At 72.4% G+C, this 16,924-nt stretch carries 11 protein-coding genes and 1 pseudogene; 1 reads left to right on the top strand and 11 read right to left on the bottom strand.

Going from position 1 to position 16,924, the window contains the following annotated elements; translation table 11 throughout:
* Positions 1–41: 41 nt before the first annotated feature.
* From ASC99_RS28875 to ASC99_RS28855, 6 genes and pseudogenes are all read right to left on the bottom strand, one after another.
* Positions 42–2,378, bottom strand: coding sequence for a xanthine dehydrogenase family protein molybdopterin-binding subunit (locus ASC99_RS28875; RefSeq protein WP_057237810.1), 2,337 nt, complete (start codon positions 2,376–2,378; stop codon positions 42–44).
* A 474-nt stretch (positions 2,379–2,852) separates the two neighbouring features.
* Positions 2,853–3,305: pseudogene (locus ASC99_RS41395) on the bottom strand ((2Fe-2S)-binding protein); the annotation flags it as partial.
* 11 nt (positions 3,306–3,316) lie between these two features.
* The gene (locus tag ASC99_RS28870; protein ID WP_057237808.1) at positions 3,317–4,183 is read right to left on the bottom strand and encodes a xanthine dehydrogenase family protein subunit M; all 867 of its coding nucleotides are present in this window, start codon (positions 4,181–4,183) and stop codon (positions 3,317–3,319) included.
* A gap of 252 nt (positions 4,184–4,435) precedes the next feature.
* The gene (locus ASC99_RS28865) at positions 4,436–6,052 is read right to left on the bottom strand and encodes a beta-N-acetylhexosaminidase (protein WP_057237516.1); all 1,617 of its coding nucleotides are present in this window, start codon (positions 6,050–6,052) and stop codon (positions 4,436–4,438) included.
* Positions 6,053–6,103: 51 nt separating this feature from the next.
* Positions 6,104–6,382: a DUF3039 domain-containing protein gene (locus ASC99_RS28860; protein WP_057240860.1), complete on the bottom strand. Its 279-nt coding sequence runs from the start codon at positions 6,380–6,382 to the stop codon at positions 6,104–6,106.
* 62 nt (positions 6,383–6,444) lie between these two features.
* Positions 6,445–7,014 (bottom strand): YqgE/AlgH family protein, encoded by a 570-nt coding sequence (locus tag ASC99_RS28855; RefSeq protein ID WP_057237512.1) that lies wholly within the window; start codon positions 7,012–7,014, stop codon positions 6,445–6,447.
* A gap of 270 nt (positions 7,015–7,284) precedes the next feature.
* Here ASC99_RS28855 and murA point away from each other — a divergent pair, with 270 nt between their 5' ends.
* Positions 7,285–8,625, top strand: a complete 1,341-nt coding sequence (murA, locus tag ASC99_RS28850; RefSeq protein WP_057237510.1) for a UDP-N-acetylglucosamine 1-carboxyvinyltransferase — start codon at positions 7,285–7,287, stop codon at positions 8,623–8,625.
* Between the two features lie 72 nt (positions 8,626–8,697).
* Here the strand turns inward: murA and ASC99_RS28845 are convergent, their stop codons facing one another.
* The 5 genes from ASC99_RS28845 to ASC99_RS28825 all read right to left on the bottom strand — a co-directional run bounded on the left by ASC99_RS28845 (position 8,698) and on the right by ASC99_RS28825 (position 16,649).
* The gene (locus ASC99_RS28845) at positions 8,698–8,979 is read right to left on the bottom strand and encodes an HU family DNA-binding protein (RefSeq protein ID WP_057237508.1); all 282 of its coding nucleotides are present in this window, start codon (positions 8,977–8,979) and stop codon (positions 8,698–8,700) included.
* A 514-nt stretch (positions 8,980–9,493) separates the two neighbouring features.
* Positions 9,494–10,969: an NAD-dependent malic enzyme gene (locus ASC99_RS28840; RefSeq protein WP_057237506.1), complete on the bottom strand. Its 1,476-nt coding sequence runs from the start codon at positions 10,967–10,969 to the stop codon at positions 9,494–9,496.
* Positions 10,970–11,293: 324 nt separating this feature from the next.
* On the bottom strand, positions 11,294–13,576 hold the full coding sequence (locus ASC99_RS28835) for a UvrD-helicase domain-containing protein (protein WP_057237504.1): 2,283 nt from the start codon (positions 13,574–13,576) through the stop codon (positions 11,294–11,296).
* Between the two features lie 207 nt (positions 13,577–13,783).
* Positions 13,784–14,959 (bottom strand): uroporphyrinogen-III synthase, encoded by a 1,176-nt coding sequence (locus tag ASC99_RS28830; RefSeq protein WP_057237502.1) that lies wholly within the window; start codon positions 14,957–14,959, stop codon positions 13,784–13,786.
* A gap of 310 nt (positions 14,960–15,269) precedes the next feature.
* A complete protein-coding gene (locus tag ASC99_RS28825; RefSeq protein ID WP_057237500.1) occupies positions 15,270–16,649 on the bottom strand; it encodes a NarK/NasA family nitrate transporter in 1,380 nt (459 codons plus the stop codon).
* Positions 16,650–16,924 lie beyond the last annotated feature (275 nt).

Raw genomic sequence — 16,924 nt, 5'->3', positions numbered from 1 at the left:
ACGGTCCGTCAGCCGCCCACCGGCCGGACGTCAGCAAGACGTCAGCCGACCGTCGCGTCCTCGGGCAGGATCGGCAGCCGCCCGACCGCCAGCCCCGTGGCGGCCCGGACGGCGGCGGCCACGGCGGCCGGGGCCACCACGGCCGGGACGGCGCTGACCGCCTTGGCGCCGAAGGTCGCGACCACGTCGCGGTCCTCGATCAGGGCGGCGATCCGGACCTCGGGGGCGTCCAGGGCGGTGGGGAGCCGGTAGCCGGTGAGCGAGGGGTTGACCAGGCGGCCGCCCTCGGTGCGGAGGTCCTCCAGCAGGGCGAGACCGACGCCCTGGGCGACTGCCGCCTCGATCCGGTCCTCGATCTGACGGGGGTTCAGAGCCCGCCCGACGTCCTGGGCGACCGTCATCTCGACCACCCGGACGGCGCCGAGCTCGATGTCGACGTCGACCACCGCCCGCATCGCGCAGAACGCGATCGAGACAAAGGCGTCGCCCTGCCCGGCCTCGTCCAGCGGCTCGGTGGGGTGCGGCCGGCACTGGGCGGTGGCCCAGAGCTCCTTGCCCTCCAGTGCCTCGGTGACCGGCATGCCGAGCACGCCGTCGTACGAGGTGATCTTGCCGTCGGCGATCGAGAGCAGCTCGACGGACATCCCGAAGTTGGCCGCGATCGGCTGCAGCAGCTGGTGCCGGACCATCAGTGCGGCCCGCTCCACCGCTCCGCCGGAGACCCAGGTGTGCCGACCCCGAGCGGACGGTCCGGCCGAGGACTGGTCGCTGTCGGCGGGGGCGATGTAGACCTCGGAGACACCCAGCACGGACTGCACGATCTGCCGGGCCAGGGTGGCGAAGCCCTGCCCCGAGTCGACCGCCGCGCAGATCACGGTGGCGTGGTCGCCGCTGACCCGGACGGTGGCGGTGGAGACCTCGTCCTCGCCCTCCGCGCCGAGCATGTGCACCATGCCGACCGCGTAGCCGATCCCGCGGCGGACGGCGGCCGGATCACCGGCGCCGCCCGGGCCGCCAGGCAGCAGCCACTCGCTGTCCGGGTCGTCCAGCGGGAGTGGTGGCAGCGGTGCGGTGGAGACCGCGTCGAGCAGTGCGGCGACCGGGGCGGGGCAGGTGACGGCCTGTCCGGTCGGCATCAGGTCACCGGTGGCGAGCGCGTTGCGGCGTCGGATCTCCAACGGGTCGAGCCCCAACTGGACGGCCAGCTGGTCGAGTTGGGACTCGTACGCGAAACAGGTCTGCAGTGCGCCCTCGCCCCGCATCCGTCCGGCTGGCGGGTTGTTGGTGCGCACCGCCCAGGCGTCGACGAAGACGTTCGGGCAGACGTAGGGGCCGACCGAGAAGGCCGCGGCGGCGGCCAGCGCCTCGGCCGAGACCTCGGCGTAGGCCCCGCCGTCCAGCAGGATCTGCGCCTCGACCTTGACCAACCGGCCCTCGGCGTCGGCGTGGTGGCGGTAGCGCAGCAGCGCGGGGTGCCGGCTGGTGTGGGTCTGGAAGGACTCCTCGCGGGTGAGGGTCATCTTCACCGGGCGGCCGGTGCGCAGCGCGAGCAGCGCCAGGGTGACCTGGAACGAACGGTCCTCGCGGTCGGCGGTGGCGCCGGGCACGCCGGTGACCACCAGGCGGACCCGGTCCGGGTCCAGGCCGAGACCGGCCGCGGTGCGGTCCCGGTCGCCGTGCGGGTCGGTGGAGGAGAGGTGCAGTTCGACGCCGCCGTCGGGGCGCGGGACGGCCAGTCCGGCCTCGGCGCCGATCGGCGCCGGGTCCTGCCGGCCGACCTGGTACAGGCCCTCGACGATCACCTCGCCGACCGCCTCCGGGTCGCCGCTGCGCAGCGGCAGGTGGCGGAACAGGTTGCCGTCGGGGTGCAGCGGCGGGGCGTTGAAGGACTGCTCGGGGTCGGTGACCGGCTCCAGCGGCTCGTACTCGACCACGATCGAGGCGGCGGCCAGCCGGGCGGTGTCCGGGTGGTCGGCGGCGACGGCGGCGACCGGCTCGCCGTGGTGGCGGACCACGCCGGAGGCCAGCACCGGCCGGTCGGCGGAACCGCGGCCGTCCGGGGCGACGTCCGGCGTGCCCTCGGGGCCCGGCGGCAGGTCGGCGGCGGTGATCACGGCGTGCACGCCGGGCACCGCCAGCGCGGCGCTGGTGTCGATCGAGACGATCCGGGCGTACGGGTAAGGCGAGCGCAGCACCGCGCCCCAGAGCAGCCCCTCGGCCCACAGGTCGGCGGCGTACGGGTAGATGCCGAGCGCCTTGGGCAGCGCGTCGGTCCGCGGGGCGGAGCTGCCGAGGCCGAACGGCTCGGCGCCGTCCGGCAGTTCCTCGGCCGAGGCCGACGGCGCGAGCGGGGCGGTGAGGTCGGTGGGCGAGCTCATGCGCGATCGTCCTCGGGGAGCCGGATGCCGTGGGGCGGGGTGTTGCCGTCGTAGCCCGGCTGCACGCCGGGGGCCGTACCGCCGTGGACCGGCCCGTCGAAGGGCGTGCCGTGTGCAGGGGTCGGGTAGTACGGGGTGCCGTGCGCGGGGGTGCCGACCGGGCCGTCCGCGGCGGTGCCGTGGGCCGGGGTCGCCTCGTGCCGGCCGGTTTCGTACGGGGCTTCGAAGCCCGGGTCGTACGGCGCCGGGTCGTAGTACGGGGGTGGTGGCCGCGTACTCGCGGGCCGCAGGCTGCGGCTCGGCCTCGACCCAGACCTCGGAGTCGGCGTACAGCGGGTGCTCACCGGCCAGCGGCAGGTCGGCGGCGGACTGGGTGGGCAGCACCGGGACCTGCGGGGCCGGCGGGGCGGCGGCCGGCTCGGCGGCGGGCTCCTCGACCACCCCACGCGCCTCGGCGACGGCCTGTACGGCGGCCAGCACGCCCTGGTAGCCGGTGCAGCGACAGAGGTTGCCGCAGAGCGCCTGCCTGGCCTCCACCTCGCTGGGCCGGTGGTTGCGCTGGAGCAGGTCGTGGACCGCCATCGCCATCCCGGGAGTGCAGTAACCGCACTGCACGGCACCGGAGTCGGCGAGTGCCTGCTGCACGTCGCTGGCCGCGCCGCCGGCCGACAGGCCCTCGACGGTGGCGATCTCGCTGTCCGAGGCGAGCGCGGCGGGCACCAGGCAGCCGGCCACCAACTGGCCGTCCACCTGCACCGAGCAGGCCCCGCACTCGCCCTGCTCGCAGCCGTCCTTGGCACCGGCCAGGCCGAGCCGCTCGCGCAGCACGTAGAGCAGGCTCTCGCCGATCCACGCGTCGTTGACCGGCCGTTCGAAGCCGTTGACCCGCAGGGTGTACGAGGCGGTCGGACGCACGTCGGCGCCCATGAGGTCGTCCGTCACTTCAGCGCCCTTCCCAGTGCCCGGCGGGCCAGCACGGATACCGTACGCCGCAGCCTCAGCGCGGCCGCGTGCGCCCCCCCGGGGCCGCTCTCCGTCATGCCGTCGGGCACGCAGGCGGCGGCCACGTAGTCGCCGAACGCGGCGGCCGCGGCCGGGTCGATGGCGCTGGCGGCCTGGTCGCCGCGGGCGTCCCAGTCGATGCAGCCGGCCACCCAGGACTCGGCCTCCAGCGGGCGCAGCGGTACGGGGGCGACGGCACCGACGGCGCACCGGACGGCCCGCCGGGCCGGGTCCAGCACCAGGGCGACCGAGGCGGTGGCGCGGGACGGGCCGCTGCGACCGGTGGCCTTCAGGAAGACCTGCGGGGCGTGCAGCAGCGGGACCCGCACCCAGGTGAGCAACTCGCCCGGGCGGACCGGGTCCAGGCCGGTGAGCAGGTGACTGACCGGCACCTCGCGGGTGGCGCCGGCCCGGGCCAGCGTGACGGTGGCCTCCAGCGCGGCGAGCACCGGCAGGGTGTCCCCGGCGGGTGCGGCGGTGGCGATGTTGCCGCCGAGCGTGCCGACGTTGCGGATCTGCGGCGGCCCGGCGGTCCGGGCGGCGTCCGCCAGCGCCGGGATCAGCGCGGCGAAGTCCGGGCGGTCCATCCGGGCGTGGGTCAGCCCGGCGCCGAGGACCGCGGTGCCGCCGTCCTCGTAGCGCCAGCCGCGCAGTTCGGTGATCCGGCCGAGGCCGATCAGCGCGGCCGGGCGGAGGCGGCCCGCGTTGACCGCTTCCATCAGGTCGGTGGCACCGGCCACCGGCACCGCGCCAGGAGTGGCGGCGAGCGCCTCGACGGCCTCGTCGAGCGAGGCCGGCAGCATGATCGTCCGGTTCACCAGGAATCCACCGTGCTCCACTTGCTCATCAACTGCCCGCCGTCTCCCGGCGGTGCGGCCTGGCCCGTAGGGTACGGGCGATCGGGGCGGGTTGGGCAACTCTGGCACACAAAGCTTGGTGATCATTTCCCGGGGGACGGACAGGCGGGGAGAATCCCGGACGAATCCAGGCGGCAAACGATCCGATCCGGTCGGACCAGATCGGATCTTCACCTGTTGTTGACGTACGGGCCGGGTTCAGGAGTTCCCGGGACCCTCCGACGGACGTCCCAGCACCCCGGGGCGGCGCTGCCAGGGGTGCGGCCCGGCGGCCGGCCGGTACTCCACGCCGAGCGCGTCCAGGCGGGCGTAGTGGGTGGTCATCCGGCGCTCGAAGTCCGCCCAGTCCCGGGCGGCCGGCTCCCGCGGCAGGTCCGACCAGGCCACCTCGGCGAACGCGGCCAGCCGGGGGAAGGCCCGGTAGTCGACGTCCCGGGCGTCGTTCATGAACTCGGTCCACAGGTTGGCCTGGGTGCCGATCACCCGGGCGGCCGCAGCCCCGCCGTCGTCCAGAGCCGTCAGCTCGGCCGGGACCGGCTCGAACCGGTAGACGTCCTCCAGCGTGCGCACGAAGCCGACCGGGATCGGCTCGTCCTCCCCGGCCGCCTGCCGGTGGTCCAGGTAGACGTGCTGCTCAGGGCACATCACCACGTCGTGGCCCGCCTTCGCGGCCGCCACCCCGCCCTCGTAGCCGCGCCAGGACGAGACCGCGGCACCGGGCGCGAGACCGCCCTCCAGGATCTCGTCCCAGCCGATCAGCCGCCGGCCCCGGTCGGCCAGCCAGCTGTCGAAGTGCCCGATGAACCAGCTCTGCAGCCCGTCCTCGTCCGCCAGCCCCAGCTCCTTGATCCGGTTCTGCGCGGCCTGGCTGAGCTTCCACTGCTCCTTGCGGCACTCGTCACCGCCGAGGTGGACGAACCGGGACGGGAAGATCTCGAGCACCTCCTCGAGCACCCCCTCGAAGAACCGCAGGGTCTGCTCGGACACGTTCAGCACGTTCTCGCTGATCCCCCAGTCCGTCCAGACCGACAGCCCGGCGGTGTCCACCACATCGGTGTTGCCGAGCTCGGGGTAGGCCGTGATGGCGGCCTGCGAGTGACCCGGCAGGTCGATCTCCGGGACCACGGTGATGTGCCTGGCGTCCGCGTACGCGACGATCTCGCGCAGGTCGTCCTGGGTGTAGAAGCCGCCGTGCGGCTCGTCGTTGCGGCGCTCGGCGGCCCGGAAGCCGACCATCGAGCGGTCCCGCCAGCTGGCCACCTCGGTGAGCCGGGGGTAGCGCTTGATCTCGATCCGCCAGCCCTGATCGTCAGTCAGGTGCAGGTGCAGCACGTTCAGCTTGTGCGCGGCCATCAGGTCCAGGAAGCGCAGCACGTCCGCCTTGGGCAGGAAGTGCCGGGAGACGTCCAGCAGCACCCCGCGCCAGCCGAACCGGGGCGCGTCCTCGATCTCGGTGTACGGCAGCGCCCAGCCGGTACGGCGCAGCGGAGCGCGGCGGTAGGCGTCGGGGCCGAGCAGCTGACGGAGCGTCTGGGCGCCGAGGAAGGCACCGGCCGGGCTGCCCGCTGCCAGCCGGGCGCCGCCGGAGCCGACCGAGAGCCGGTACGCCTCCGGGGCCAGCGACTCGTCGAGGCACAGTCCGATACCACCCGTGCCCGGGCGCAGCGGGAGGCCGGTGGCGGCATTGAGAGCGGCGCGGAGCCAGGACTCGACGCCCTCCAGGCCTGGTTCGGCGGTCAGCGTCGTGCCGGCGTCCAGCACGTACTCGCCGGTCTCGGGACGGGTGACACTCAGCGGGGCCGGGATGAGATCCATGACCTCATCCTGCCCCGCCGGAGCACCAGTGGCATAGACCAATCGGCCTGCCTACTTCTTGTCGTCGTCCCCGCCCTGCGGCTTGCCGATGCCCTCGAAGATCTCCTTGCACATCGGGCAGACCGGGTACTTCTTCGGGTCGCGCCCGGGCACCCAGACCTTGCCGCAGAGCGCGACCACCGGGGAGCCGGAGAGCGCGCTCTCCATGATCTTGTCCTTCTGGACGTAGTGCGCGAAGCGCTCGTGGTCGCCGTCGCCGTGGGACACCTGGGGGACGGGCTCGACCAGGGTTCCGGTACCGAGACCGCGCTCGGGCTCAAGAGTGCTCATAGGCGCCAAGTCTATGGGGCCCGGAGCCCGTACGGGAGCGGGCCTCAGGCCCTCGGGCGGCCTCAGTTCAGCGTCGGGTCGTCCGGGTACGTCGCCAGCACCGCGAGCGGGCCGCGCTGGCGGCGCAGCACCGCGCGCCAGAGCCGTTCCGGGTCCGGGCAGAAAATGTCACCTGGCTCACAGTCCACCAGGTACCAGGCACCCTCGGCCAACTCGGCCTCCAGCTGGCCGGGCGACCAGCCGGCGTACCCGGCGAAGACCCGCAGCCCGCCCAGCTCGCCGGCCAGCACCTCCGGCGGAGCCTCCAGGTCGACCAGCCCGATCGCGCCGTGCAGGCGCCGCCAGCCGAGCGGCTCCGCCTGGCCCGGCTCGCCGGGGACCACCGCCACCGCGAGCGCCGAGTCCAGGCCGACCGGGCCGCCCTGGAACAGCACGGCCGGTCGGCCGGCCAGCTCTGACCAGCCGTCCAGCACCGCCGCCACCTCGATCGGGGTCGGGTGGTTGAGCACCACGCCGAGTGCGCCCTGCGCGTCGTGGTCCAGCAGCAGCACCACGGAGCGGGCGAAGTTCGGGTCGGTGAGCATCGGCGTGGCGACCAGGAGTCGGCCGGTGTGCGAGGAGGCCGGGGTCATGCCTCATATGATCCCGCAGTCCGGCCCCGGCCGGGCGTCCAACACGAAAGCCGTCCCGGTTCTGGCACCACCCGAACGGGCGTACCGGCCCGCCGTGTCGGCTCCAGGGCGAGCATGATCACCAATAGGGCGCAAGGGAACCAATCGTCCTCCCCTTACCATCTATAGGTGGTGGAAGGGCCTTCTACTCCGGTGGAAGATCCTTCCACTTGCGTCTGCCCTGCTCCGCAGCCGATTCACCCCCCTTTGGCATCCCGGATTGCGAGAACGATGACCGACGACGTCCTGCTGGTCCACGGCGGAAACCCGCTCGAAGGCGAGATCCGGGTCCGTGGTGCGAAGAACCTGGTCCCCAAGGCCATGGTCGCCGCCCTGCTCGGCACGGGCCCCAGCAGACTGCGCAACGTCCCGGACATCCGTGACGTCAAGGTGGTCCGCGGGCTGCTGCAGCTGCACGGCGTGACGGTGCGCACCGGCGACGAGGAGGGCGAGCTGATCCTCGACCCCTCGCACGTGGAGAGCGCCAACGTCGCCGACATCGACGCGCACGCGGGCTCCTCGCGGATCCCGATCCTGTTCTGCGGCCCGCTGCTGCACCGCCTCGGGCACGCCTTCATCCCGGGCCTGGGCGGCTGCGACATCGGCGGCCGGCCGGTGGACTTCCACTTCGAGGTGCTCCGCCAGTTCGGCGCCACCATCGAGAAGCACCCGCAGGGCACCTACCTGGTGGCGGCCCAGCGACTGCAGGGCACCAAGATCGAGCTGCCCTACCCCTCGGTCGGCGCGACCGAGCAGGTGCTGCTCACCGCGGTGCTCGCCGAGGGCGTCACCGAGCTGCGCAACGCGGCCGTCGAGCCGGAGATCGTCGACCTGATCTGCGTGCTGCAGAAGATGGGCGCGATCATCTCGCTGGGCACCGACCGGACCATCCTGATCACCGGCGTGGACGAGCTCTCCGGCTACAACCACCGCGCCCTGCCGGACCGCCTCGAGGCGGCCTCCTGGGCCTGCGCGGCGCTGGCCACCAAGGGCGACATCTACGTCCGCGGCGCCGACCAGATCCCGATGATGACCTTCCTGAACACCTTCCGGAAGGTCGGCGGCGCCTTCGAGATCGACGACGAGGGCATCCGGTTCTGGCACCCGGGCGGCGAGCTCAAGGCGATCGCCCTGGAGACCGACGTGCACCCCGGCTTCCAGACCGACTGGCAGCAGCCGCTGGTGGTCGCGCTGACCCAGGCCGACGGCCTCTCCATCGTGCACGAGACGGTGTACGAGTCCCGGCTCGGCTTCACCGGCGCGCTGAACCAGATGGGCGCGCACATCCAGCTGTACAGCGAGTGCCTGGGCGGCACCCCGTGCCGCTTCGGCGCCCGCAACTTCCAGCACTCCGCGGTGGTCTCGGGCCCGTCCAAGCTGATCGGCGGCGAGCTGGTCATCCCCGACCTGCGCGGCGGCTTCTCGTACCTGATCGCGGCGCTGGCCGCCGAGGGCACCTCGACCGTGCACGGCATCGACCTGATCAACCGGGGCTACGAGAACTTCATGGAGAAGCTCCGCGACCTCGGCGCCCAGGTCGAGCTGCCCAGCGAGGAGCTCGTCACCGTCTGATCGACCTGTTGAAACGACCGTGGCCGGTCTCCCCAAGGGGAGACCGGCCACGGTCGTTGGTGCTGCTTCGGGTTACTTACCCTTGGCGGCTTCCTTCAGCTTCGAACCGGCGCTGACCTTGGCGCTGAAGCCGGCCGGGATCTGGATCGGGTCGCCGGTCTGCGGGTTACGGGCCGTACGAGCGGCACGGTGGGTGCGCTCGAAGGTCAGAAAGCCGGGGATGGTGACCTTCTCGTCGCCCTTGGCGACGACCTCGCCGACAACCTCGGCGAAGGCGGCCAGAACAGCGTCGGCGTCCTTGCGGGTCACCTCGGCGCGCTCCGACAGAGCGGCCACCAGCTCACTGCGGTTCATGTGTACTCCTGTGGTCTGTTCGCGTTGCGGTGTGCGGGGGCCCATCGGTCGTCCCTCCCGGGCCCCCCAATTTCTGGAGGATGGCCGGACGGGCCGCTGGTCCGCACACTGTGCTCATTCAGGCGAGGGTTGGTCAGGGGTCGGGCTTGCACCCCGAAGCGCCTCAAACCGCACTGCCTGGGTACGAATCCTGCCCCGACCGGCACTGAGAAAGCCAATCGGACCCCGGCGCGGTTGACCCGAACAGTGCCCGCCCACCGGAGTTGTGACGCTCCGTCGGCTCCGGCGGACCGGATCGGGCGACGGTCCAATGGACACGCCGGGAGCCCAGGGGGACGTTCCGTACTTGTCGGACACGCCTGCCCCGTGCAGGGCTACCGTACGCCCTGGCACCGACAAGCCCAAACACGCCCCTTCCCCTTGTGTCGCAAGGGTTCGGGGCGTGTGTGACTGAGTAAGGCCGCCGACCGGTCATTTGTCCGAGCGCACGGCCACTCCCGAGCGCCCGTACGACCTAGAGCCGAACGGCCGGGAAAGCCGCGGTGTCGAGCGTCCCGACGATGCCGGGGGTGGGCCTCCCCGGGGCGGGCTCCGCGCCGCCACGGGCCGCCAGGGCGGCCTCCCGGACGGCTGCGGCCACGGTCTTGGCCACGTCGGGGTGGAAAACGCTCGGGATGATGTAGTTGGCGTTCAGCTGGTCGTCGGCGACCGTGGTGGCCAGTGCCCGGGCGGCGGCGATCATCATCTCGGTGTTGACGGTGTGGCTCTGCGCGTCCAGCAGGCCGCGGAACACGCCGGGGAAGACCAGCACGTTGTTGATCTGGTTCGGGAAGTCGCTGCGGCCGGTGGCCACCACGGCGGCGGTCTGCCGGGCCACCGCCGGGTCGACCTCCGGGTCCGGGTTGGCCAGCGCGAAGACGATCGAGTTCTCGGCCATGGTGGCCAGGTCGTCGCCGTCCAGCAGGTTCGGGGCCGAGACGCCGATGAAGACGTCGGCGCCCGCCACCGCCTCCTTGAGGGTGCCGGTACGGCCCGAGCGGTTGGTGTGCTCGGCGATCCAGCGCAGCGAGTCGTTCAGGTCGTCCCGGCCGCTGTGCACCACGCCGCGGACGTCCGCGACGGTGGCGTGCTCGACGCCGGCGGCCAGCAGCAGCTTGAGGATCGCGGTACCGGCGGCGCCGGCGCCCGACATCACGATCCGGACCTCGGAGATCTCCTTGCCGACCACCCGCAGCGCGTTGGTCAGCGCGGCCAGCACCACGATCGCGGTGCCGTGCTGGTCGTCGTGGAAGACCGGGATGTCCAGCGCCTCGCGCAGCCGGGCCTCGATCTCGAAGCAGCGCGGCGCGGAGATGTCCTCCAGGTTGATGCCCGCGAAGCCGGGGGCGATCGCCTTCACGATCGCGACGATCTCGTCGGCGTCCTGGGTGTCCAGGCAGATCGGCCAGGCGTCGATGTTGGCGAACCGCTTGAACAGCGCGGCCTTGCCCTCCATCACCGGCAGCGCGGCCATCGGGCCGATGTTGCCCAGGCCCAGCACGGCCGAGCCGTCGGTGACCACGGCGACGCTGTTGCGCTTGATGGTCAGGCGGCGGGCGTCCTCGGGGTTCTCGGCGATCGCCATGCAGACCCGGGCCACACCGGGGGTGTAGATCATCGAGAGGTCGTCACGGTTGCGGATCGGCAGCTTCGAGGACATCTCGATCTTGCCGCCGAGGTGCATCAGGAAGGTACGGTCCGAGACCTTGCCGATGGCCACGCCGTCGATCGCGCGCAGCTTCTCGACGATCTCCTCGCCGTGCGCCACCGAGGAGGCCGCCACCGTCACGTCGATCCGGAGCGCCTCCAGGCCCGAGGCGGTGACGTCGAGACCGGTGACCGAGCCGCCGGAGGACTCGACCGCGGTGGTGATCGAGCTCACCGCGTTTCCGGTGGCCGGGACCTCCAGCCGCACCGTGATCGAGTTCGAGACACTGGGCACCGTCGCCATCGACGTCCTTCTTCCTGGATCAACACGTCTTTAGATCAACACTTTGTTGAAAATCTCACGCCTTGGGCATGCTAGACCTCGATCGTCGCACCTACCAAGGGCCTGCCAGAAATAACGTTCATTGAGTGTCCGGAGTCGACAAGGCTTCTTGCCCTCCACGGGCGATGCGTTACATTGGACAAGGCACCGACTCGATCCAAGCCCCCGGGCCCAACCTTCGTCGCTACGAGCGACCACTTGCCGCGAGGCGAGCATGGCGGGTCGGTGTCACCAACGTCGGAAGGCCCCTCACCACTGGTGAGGGGCCTTCTTCGTGTCGGACCGTCAGCGCAGCAGCGCCGGCACCCCGTCCGCGTCCGGCAGGTCGTCCGGGCCCGAGAGCACGGTCAGCCGCTGGGTCGCCCGGGTCAGCGCCACGTACAGCACCCGCAGCCCGGCCTCCGACTCCCCCGCGATGCCGACCGGGTCGGCCACCACCGTGGCGTCGTACTCCAGACCCTTGGCCTCCAGGCTGCCGAGCGCCACCGCCCGCTCGCCCAGACCGTCGATCCAGCCGGCCGCCTCGGCCCGGCGGTCCATCGGGACCACCACCGCGACGGTGCCGTCCACCTCGGCCAGCAGCCGGGTCAGCTCGGCCCGGGCGGCCGCCGCGAAGACCGCGGGCTCGGCCGAGGCCGCCGCCGCGAAGCGCGGCGCCAGACCGGTCGAGCGGACCGCCGTCGGGGACGGCGTACCGGGCGCGGCCAGCGCCAGCACCTTGGCCGCCACCTCGGCGATCTCGGACGGGTTGCGGTAGTTCACGGTCAGCGTGTGCCGACGGCGCGGCTTGCCCGCCAGCACCTCGTCCATCGCCGCCTGCGCCTCCTGCGGGAACGGCCAGGAGGACTGCGCCGGGTCGCCGACGATGGTCCAGGTGGCCATCCGGGAGCGCCGGCCGACCATCCGCCACTGCATCGGGGTGAGGTCCTGCGCCTCGTCCACGATCACGTGCGCGTACTCGACCCGCTCGACCGGCACCCGGTCGCGCTGCCGGGCCGACCGGTCGGCGTACGTGGTGACCTCGTCCAGACCGGTCAGCAGGTCCACCGCGTCCACCTCGCGGAACGCTCGCTTGGCCGCCTCGCCGAGCAGCAGCTGCAGCTCGTCGACCATCGCCACGTCGTGCGCCGAGAGCGGGCCCTCGCCACGGTCCGTCAGCTCACGCCAGGAGGTGGCCAGCAGGCGCGCCTCCTCCGGCGTGACGGCCCGGCGGGCGATCCGGTTGGTGTGCCGGGGCTGCTTGAGGGTGGCCAGCACCCGACGGGGCGTCAGGGACGGCCACCAGGCGTCCAGGAAGTCCAGGAAGACCGCCTCGTCCGAGACGTACTCGTCGAAGGCCTCCTTCTCCTCCTGGCGCTGCTCCCTGGCGTAGTGGTCGGACGGGCGCGGCTGGTGCCTGATCGCCTCCTGCCAGAGCGCGTCCAGCAGCAGCCGCCGGGCGCGCGGGCGGAGCAGGTTGAGCGGCGTGCCACCGCTGCCGATCACGTTGCCGCGCACCGTCCGGAGCTTGTTGGCGTCCAGCCGGAGCGCCTCGCCCCGGGCGAACACCTTCAGATCGGTCGGTGCACCCAGCTCCAGCGCGGCCTTGGCCGCCCGGCGCAGTAGCGTCACCATCCGGGCCGAGCCCTTCACGTGCGCGGCCTCCGGGGTGTCGTACCGGCCCGCCTCGATGCCGTCCACCAGGCTGCCGACGGCCCGGATCGCGACCTGGCCCTCCTCACCCAGCGAGGGCAGCACGCCCTCGGTGTACGAGACCAGCAGCGCGGTCGGGCTGACCACCAGAATCCCGCCCGCGTACCGGCGGCGGTCCTGGTAGAGCAGGAACGCGGCCCGGTGCAGTGCGACCGCGGTCTTCCCGGTGCCCGGGCCGCCGGTCACCAGGGTGGCGCCCGGCGCGGGGGCCCGGATCACCTCGTCCTGCTCGCGCTGGATCGAGGAGACGATGTCGCGCATCGAATGGCTGCGGGCCCGGCCCAGCGAGGCCATCAGCGCGCCGTCACCGACCACCGCCAGCTCCTGGCCGTCCAGGGTCGGCGTCAGGTCGGGGCGCAGCAGGTCGTCCTCGACCCCCAGCACCTTGCGGCCCTTCGACCGGATGACGCGCCGTCGGATCACCCGGCCCGGCTCCAGCGGGGTGGACCGGTAGAACGGTGCGGCGGCCGGCGCCCGCCAGTCGATGACCAGCGGCCCGAACTCGGCGTCGAGCACGCCGAGCCGCCCGATGTGCAGCGTCTCGGCGACGGCCGGGTCGGCCGGGTCGAGCGGGGTCTGCGACGGGATGCCGTGCTCCTCGGGAGCATCGGCCTGCTGGAGGTCTATCCGGCCGAACAGGAAGTCCTCGAACTCGGCGTTCAACCGGTGCAGGTGCGCGCCCGCGCGATAGACCTGGGCATCACGCTCGGCGAGCGCGCCGGGCGTACCGACCTGCACGCGCTTGGCGGCGTCCTCCAGGATGTACTCGGCCTCGGCGAGCTTCTCCTCCAACCGGTGGTAGACCGTGTCGAGATGGCGCTGTTCGCCCGCGATCTCGCGGTCGCGAATGGTGTCTGAGTCAGAGCTGCTGTGCATGGCCTCGGGGGGTGCGGCGAAGGACCTCGGAAAAGAGACGGACGGATGATCCTACGCCCTGGACACCACCCTCAGCCAGGCACTCCCCGGGTTCGAACACGCCGTTCGGAAGACAGGGGCTCGGGGCCCTGCTGATGTGCGGCTCCGCCGCGTGGGCGACGCCGACCTCGGAAAGGTGATCCTTACGTAGGCGGTGAGGCACGTTCCTTACGCAGCGCCGTACTTCTCCCCCGGATCCGCCACCGGATCGAGCGCCAGCCGGTACCCCCGCTTGACCACGGTCGCCACCAGCGAAGGCGCGCCCAGCGCGGAACGCAGCCGCGCCATCGCCGTCTCCACCGCGTGCTCGTCGTTCCCGCTCCCCGGCAGCGCCCGCAGCAGCTCGGCCCGCGGCACCACCCACCCCGGCCGCTTCGCCAGCGCCCGGAGCAGCGCCATCCCGGCCGGCGGTACGGGGCGCAGTTCGCCGTCCACCAGCACCGCCTGGCCGCGCAGCTCCAGCAGGTGCCCGGCCACCGAGAGCCGCCGTGACCGTCCCGGCAGCTGCGCGGTGAGCATCTGCACCATCGCGCCGAGCCGCATCCGCTCCGGCCAGACCGTCGCGACGTCCAGCTCCTCCAGCGGGGCCGCCGTCACCGGGCCGACGCAGACCGGCAGCACGTCCCGGCGCAGCGCGTGCAGCAACTCCGCTGTCAGGCCGCGCTGTTCGGCCCGGTCGAGCAGGCTGATCGCGGCCGGGGCACTGGTGAAGGTGACCGCGTCCAGGGCACCCGCGCAGCAGGCGTCCAGCAGCCGGTCCAGCGGGGCCAGGTCGACGGGCGGCAGCCAGCGGTAGACCGGGACCTCCACCACCTCCGCGCCGGCCGCCTTCAGCGACTCGACGAAGTCCCGTAGCGGGGCGCCGTGCAGCTGGACGGCGATCCGCCGTCCGTCGACGCCCTGCTCCAGCAGGCGCTCCAGCACCTCGACCGAGGACTCCGACTCGGGCGACCACTCCTCGCGCAGTCCGGCGGCCCGGATCGCGCCCTTGGCCTTGGGCCCGCGGGCGAGCACCACGGCCTTCCCGAGCCGGTCGATCAGGTCGTCACCGAGCCCCCAGCCCTCGGCGGCCTCGATCCAGCCCCGGAAGCCGATGCCGGTGGTGGCCACCGCGATGTCCGGCGGGTCGGCGACCAACGCGCGGGTGGCGGCGAGCAGGTCGGTGTCGTCGGTGAGCGGCACGATCCGCAGGGCGGGTGCCCGCAGTACGGCGGCGCCCCGGCGTTGGAGCAGGGCGGCAAGCTCGTCGGCCCGCCGGGCGGCGGTGATGCCGATGGTGAACCCGGCCAGTGGCGGTACCGGTTCGGTGCGGTCGGTGGGGCGACTGCTCGTCAGATCGTCCATGGCTCGGTCCTTCGGTGGTGCGCCTCACGGCTGCGGCGGGCCGGAAGGGTGGGTGGACGGGAATCGTCCCTCGCGGCGGTGTCACAGCGAGGTCGGTCCGATTTCCGGCTTGTTTCGCAGGTCGGACCGGCCGTCCAGGGGGTGGACAGCCGGTCGCGCTCGGGCCTGTCTGACCATTCCCGTCGGATCAGGCCGGGTCGTTCGGTGCCCTCGTAGCGGAGCTACTTGGGCGTCCCGGCCGTGCGTCGAGCGTGCGTGCCGGGCGGCGCGGACCCGACGGGAATGGTCAGACAGGCCCGAAGTCAGGCCGTCAGGCGCGGGCCAGCGCGGGGCTCGGTACGGCCTCGCCGGGAGCGGCGGTCGGGCGGCGCAGGTACACCGCCCAGGTGAGCACGAAGCAGATCGCGTACGCCACCAGGAAGGAGACGAAGGCCGGGGTGCCGGTCTTGGCCACCAGGAAGGACTGCCGGAAGGCCAGGTTGATGAAGAGCCCGCCGAGCGCACCGACCGCACCGATCACGCCGACCGCCGCGCCCGACATCCGGCGGGACCAGGCGGCGGCCTGCTCGACCGTGTCGCCGAGCTGGGCGATCCGGTCCTGCGCCTTGGCCTCGAAGATCACCGGGATCATCTTGTAGGTGGAGCCGTTGCCGAGACCGGCGAAGACGAACAGGGCGATGAAGCCGGTCAGGAAGACCGGCAGCGACTTGATCGAGGAGGCGTACGTGACCAGCGCGGCGGCGGCCGCCATCGCGGCGAAGTTCCACAGCGTAATCCGGGCCCCGCCCAGCCGGTCCGCCAGCCAGCCGCCGACCGGCCGGATCAGCGAGCCGAGCAGCGGGCCGACGAAGGTCAGCTGGGCGGCCTGCAGCGGGGTGCGGCCGAACTGGTTCTGCAGCACCAGGCCGAAGGCGAAGCTGAAGCCGATGAAGGAGCCGAAGGTACCGATGTAGAGGACGGACATCAGCCAGGTGTGCTTCTGCTTCACGATCTCGGCCAGCGCCCCGGTGTCGCTCCTCATCGGCGCCAGGTTGTCCATGAACAGCGCCGCACAGACCGCCGCGATCACGATGAACGGAACGTAGATGCCCAGCACCAGCCGGGGGTGGGTCGCCCCGGCCCAGGTGATCACGCCGAGCGCGACCAGCTGGATCACCGGTACGCCGATGTTGCCGCCGCCCGCGTTCAGGCCGAGCGCCCAACCCTTCCGGTGCTGCGGGAAGAAGGCGTTGATGTTGGTCATCGAGGAGGCGAAGTTCCCGCCGCCGAGCCCGGTCAGCGCCGCGACCAGCATGAAAGTGGTGTACGAGGTGCCGGGGTGCATGACATAGGCGGCCGCCAGGGTCGGCAGCAGCAGCAGGACGGCAGACACGATGGTCCAGTTCCGCCCGCCGAACCGGGCCACCGCGACGGTGTACGGAATCCGGACGAACGCGCCGACCAGGGTGGGCACCGCGACCAGGAAGAACTTGCCGGCCGGGTCCACCCCGTACTTCGGCCCCATGAAGAGGACCATCACCGACCAGAGGCTCCAGATCGAGAAGCCGATGTGCTCGGAGATGATCGAGAACAGCAGATTCCGGTTGGCCACCTTCCGCCCGGTCCGCTCCCAGAAACCGGCGTCCTCCGGCCGCCACTCCTGGATCCAGCGGCCGCCCGCTCTGCCCTGCGCTGCCGTATCGGTGCTCATCGCGCTCCCCTTGCCTGCCGGTGCCCTGTGCCAACTGACGTTAGGAGGCGGTGATTTCGCCCTCGTTGTGGCCCGTGACGCCCGAGGAACCGTCCTCTCACCCGACGGACGGCGGCACTGTGAGGGCGGGGCCCCTGACCGGACGGGGTGGTGCAACGCGAAGTGCCTACCCATCACGGCGCCGACGAACCGGACCGGCTGTGAGAAGGGTTGACAGTGCACACGCAGTGGAGCACGCTGCCGTCATTCCGACGACGACCGCCGCCCCTCCCACC

The sequence above is a fragment of the Kitasatospora sp. Root107 genome (assembly GCF_001424875.1).
Lineage (GTDB): Bacteria > Actinomycetota > Actinomycetes > Streptomycetales > Streptomycetaceae > Kitasatospora.
This window is presented reverse-complemented; position numbering and strand designations above follow the sequence as displayed.

Excerpts from the sequence above, each read along its gene's own strand:
- ASC99_RS28855 (WP_057237512.1), bottom strand. The coding sequence starts at position 7,014 with ATGACCCCGGCCTCCTCGCACACCGGCCGACTCCTGGTCGCCACGCCG.
- ASC99_RS28840 (WP_057237506.1), bottom strand. The coding sequence starts at position 10,969 with ATGGCGACGGTGCCCAGTGTCTCGAACTCGATCACGGTGCGGCTGGAG.
- ASC99_RS28870 (WP_057237808.1), bottom strand. The coding sequence starts at position 4,183 with ATGCTGCCGGCCTCGCTCGACGAGGCCGTCGAGGCGCTCGCCGCCACT.
- ASC99_RS28865 (WP_057237516.1), bottom strand. The coding sequence starts at position 6,052 with ATGGATCTCATCCCGGCCCCGCTGAGTGTCACCCGTCCCGAGACCGGC.
- ASC99_RS28835 (WP_057237504.1), bottom strand. The coding sequence starts at position 13,576 with ATGCACAGCAGCTCTGACTCAGACACCATTCGCGACCGCGAGATCGCG.
- ASC99_RS28875 (WP_057237810.1), bottom strand. The coding sequence starts at position 2,378 with ATGAGCTCGCCCACCGACCTCACCGCCCCGCTCGCGCCGTCGGCCTCG.
- murA (WP_057237510.1), top strand. The coding sequence starts at position 7,285 with ATGACCGACGACGTCCTGCTGGTCCACGGCGGAAACCCGCTCGAAGGC.
- ASC99_RS28825 (WP_057237500.1), bottom strand. The coding sequence starts at position 16,649 with ATGAGCACCGATACGGCAGCGCAGGGCAGAGCGGGCGGCCGCTGGATC.
- ASC99_RS28830 (WP_057237502.1), bottom strand. The coding sequence starts at position 14,959 with ATGGACGATCTGACGAGCAGTCGCCCCACCGACCGCACCGAACCGGTA.
- ASC99_RS28845 (WP_057237508.1), bottom strand. The coding sequence starts at position 8,979 with ATGAACCGCAGTGAGCTGGTGGCCGCTCTGTCGGAGCGCGCCGAGGTG.
- ASC99_RS28860 (WP_057240860.1), bottom strand. The coding sequence starts at position 6,382 with ATGAGCACTCTTGAGCCCGAGCGCGGTCTCGGTACCGGAACCCTGGTC.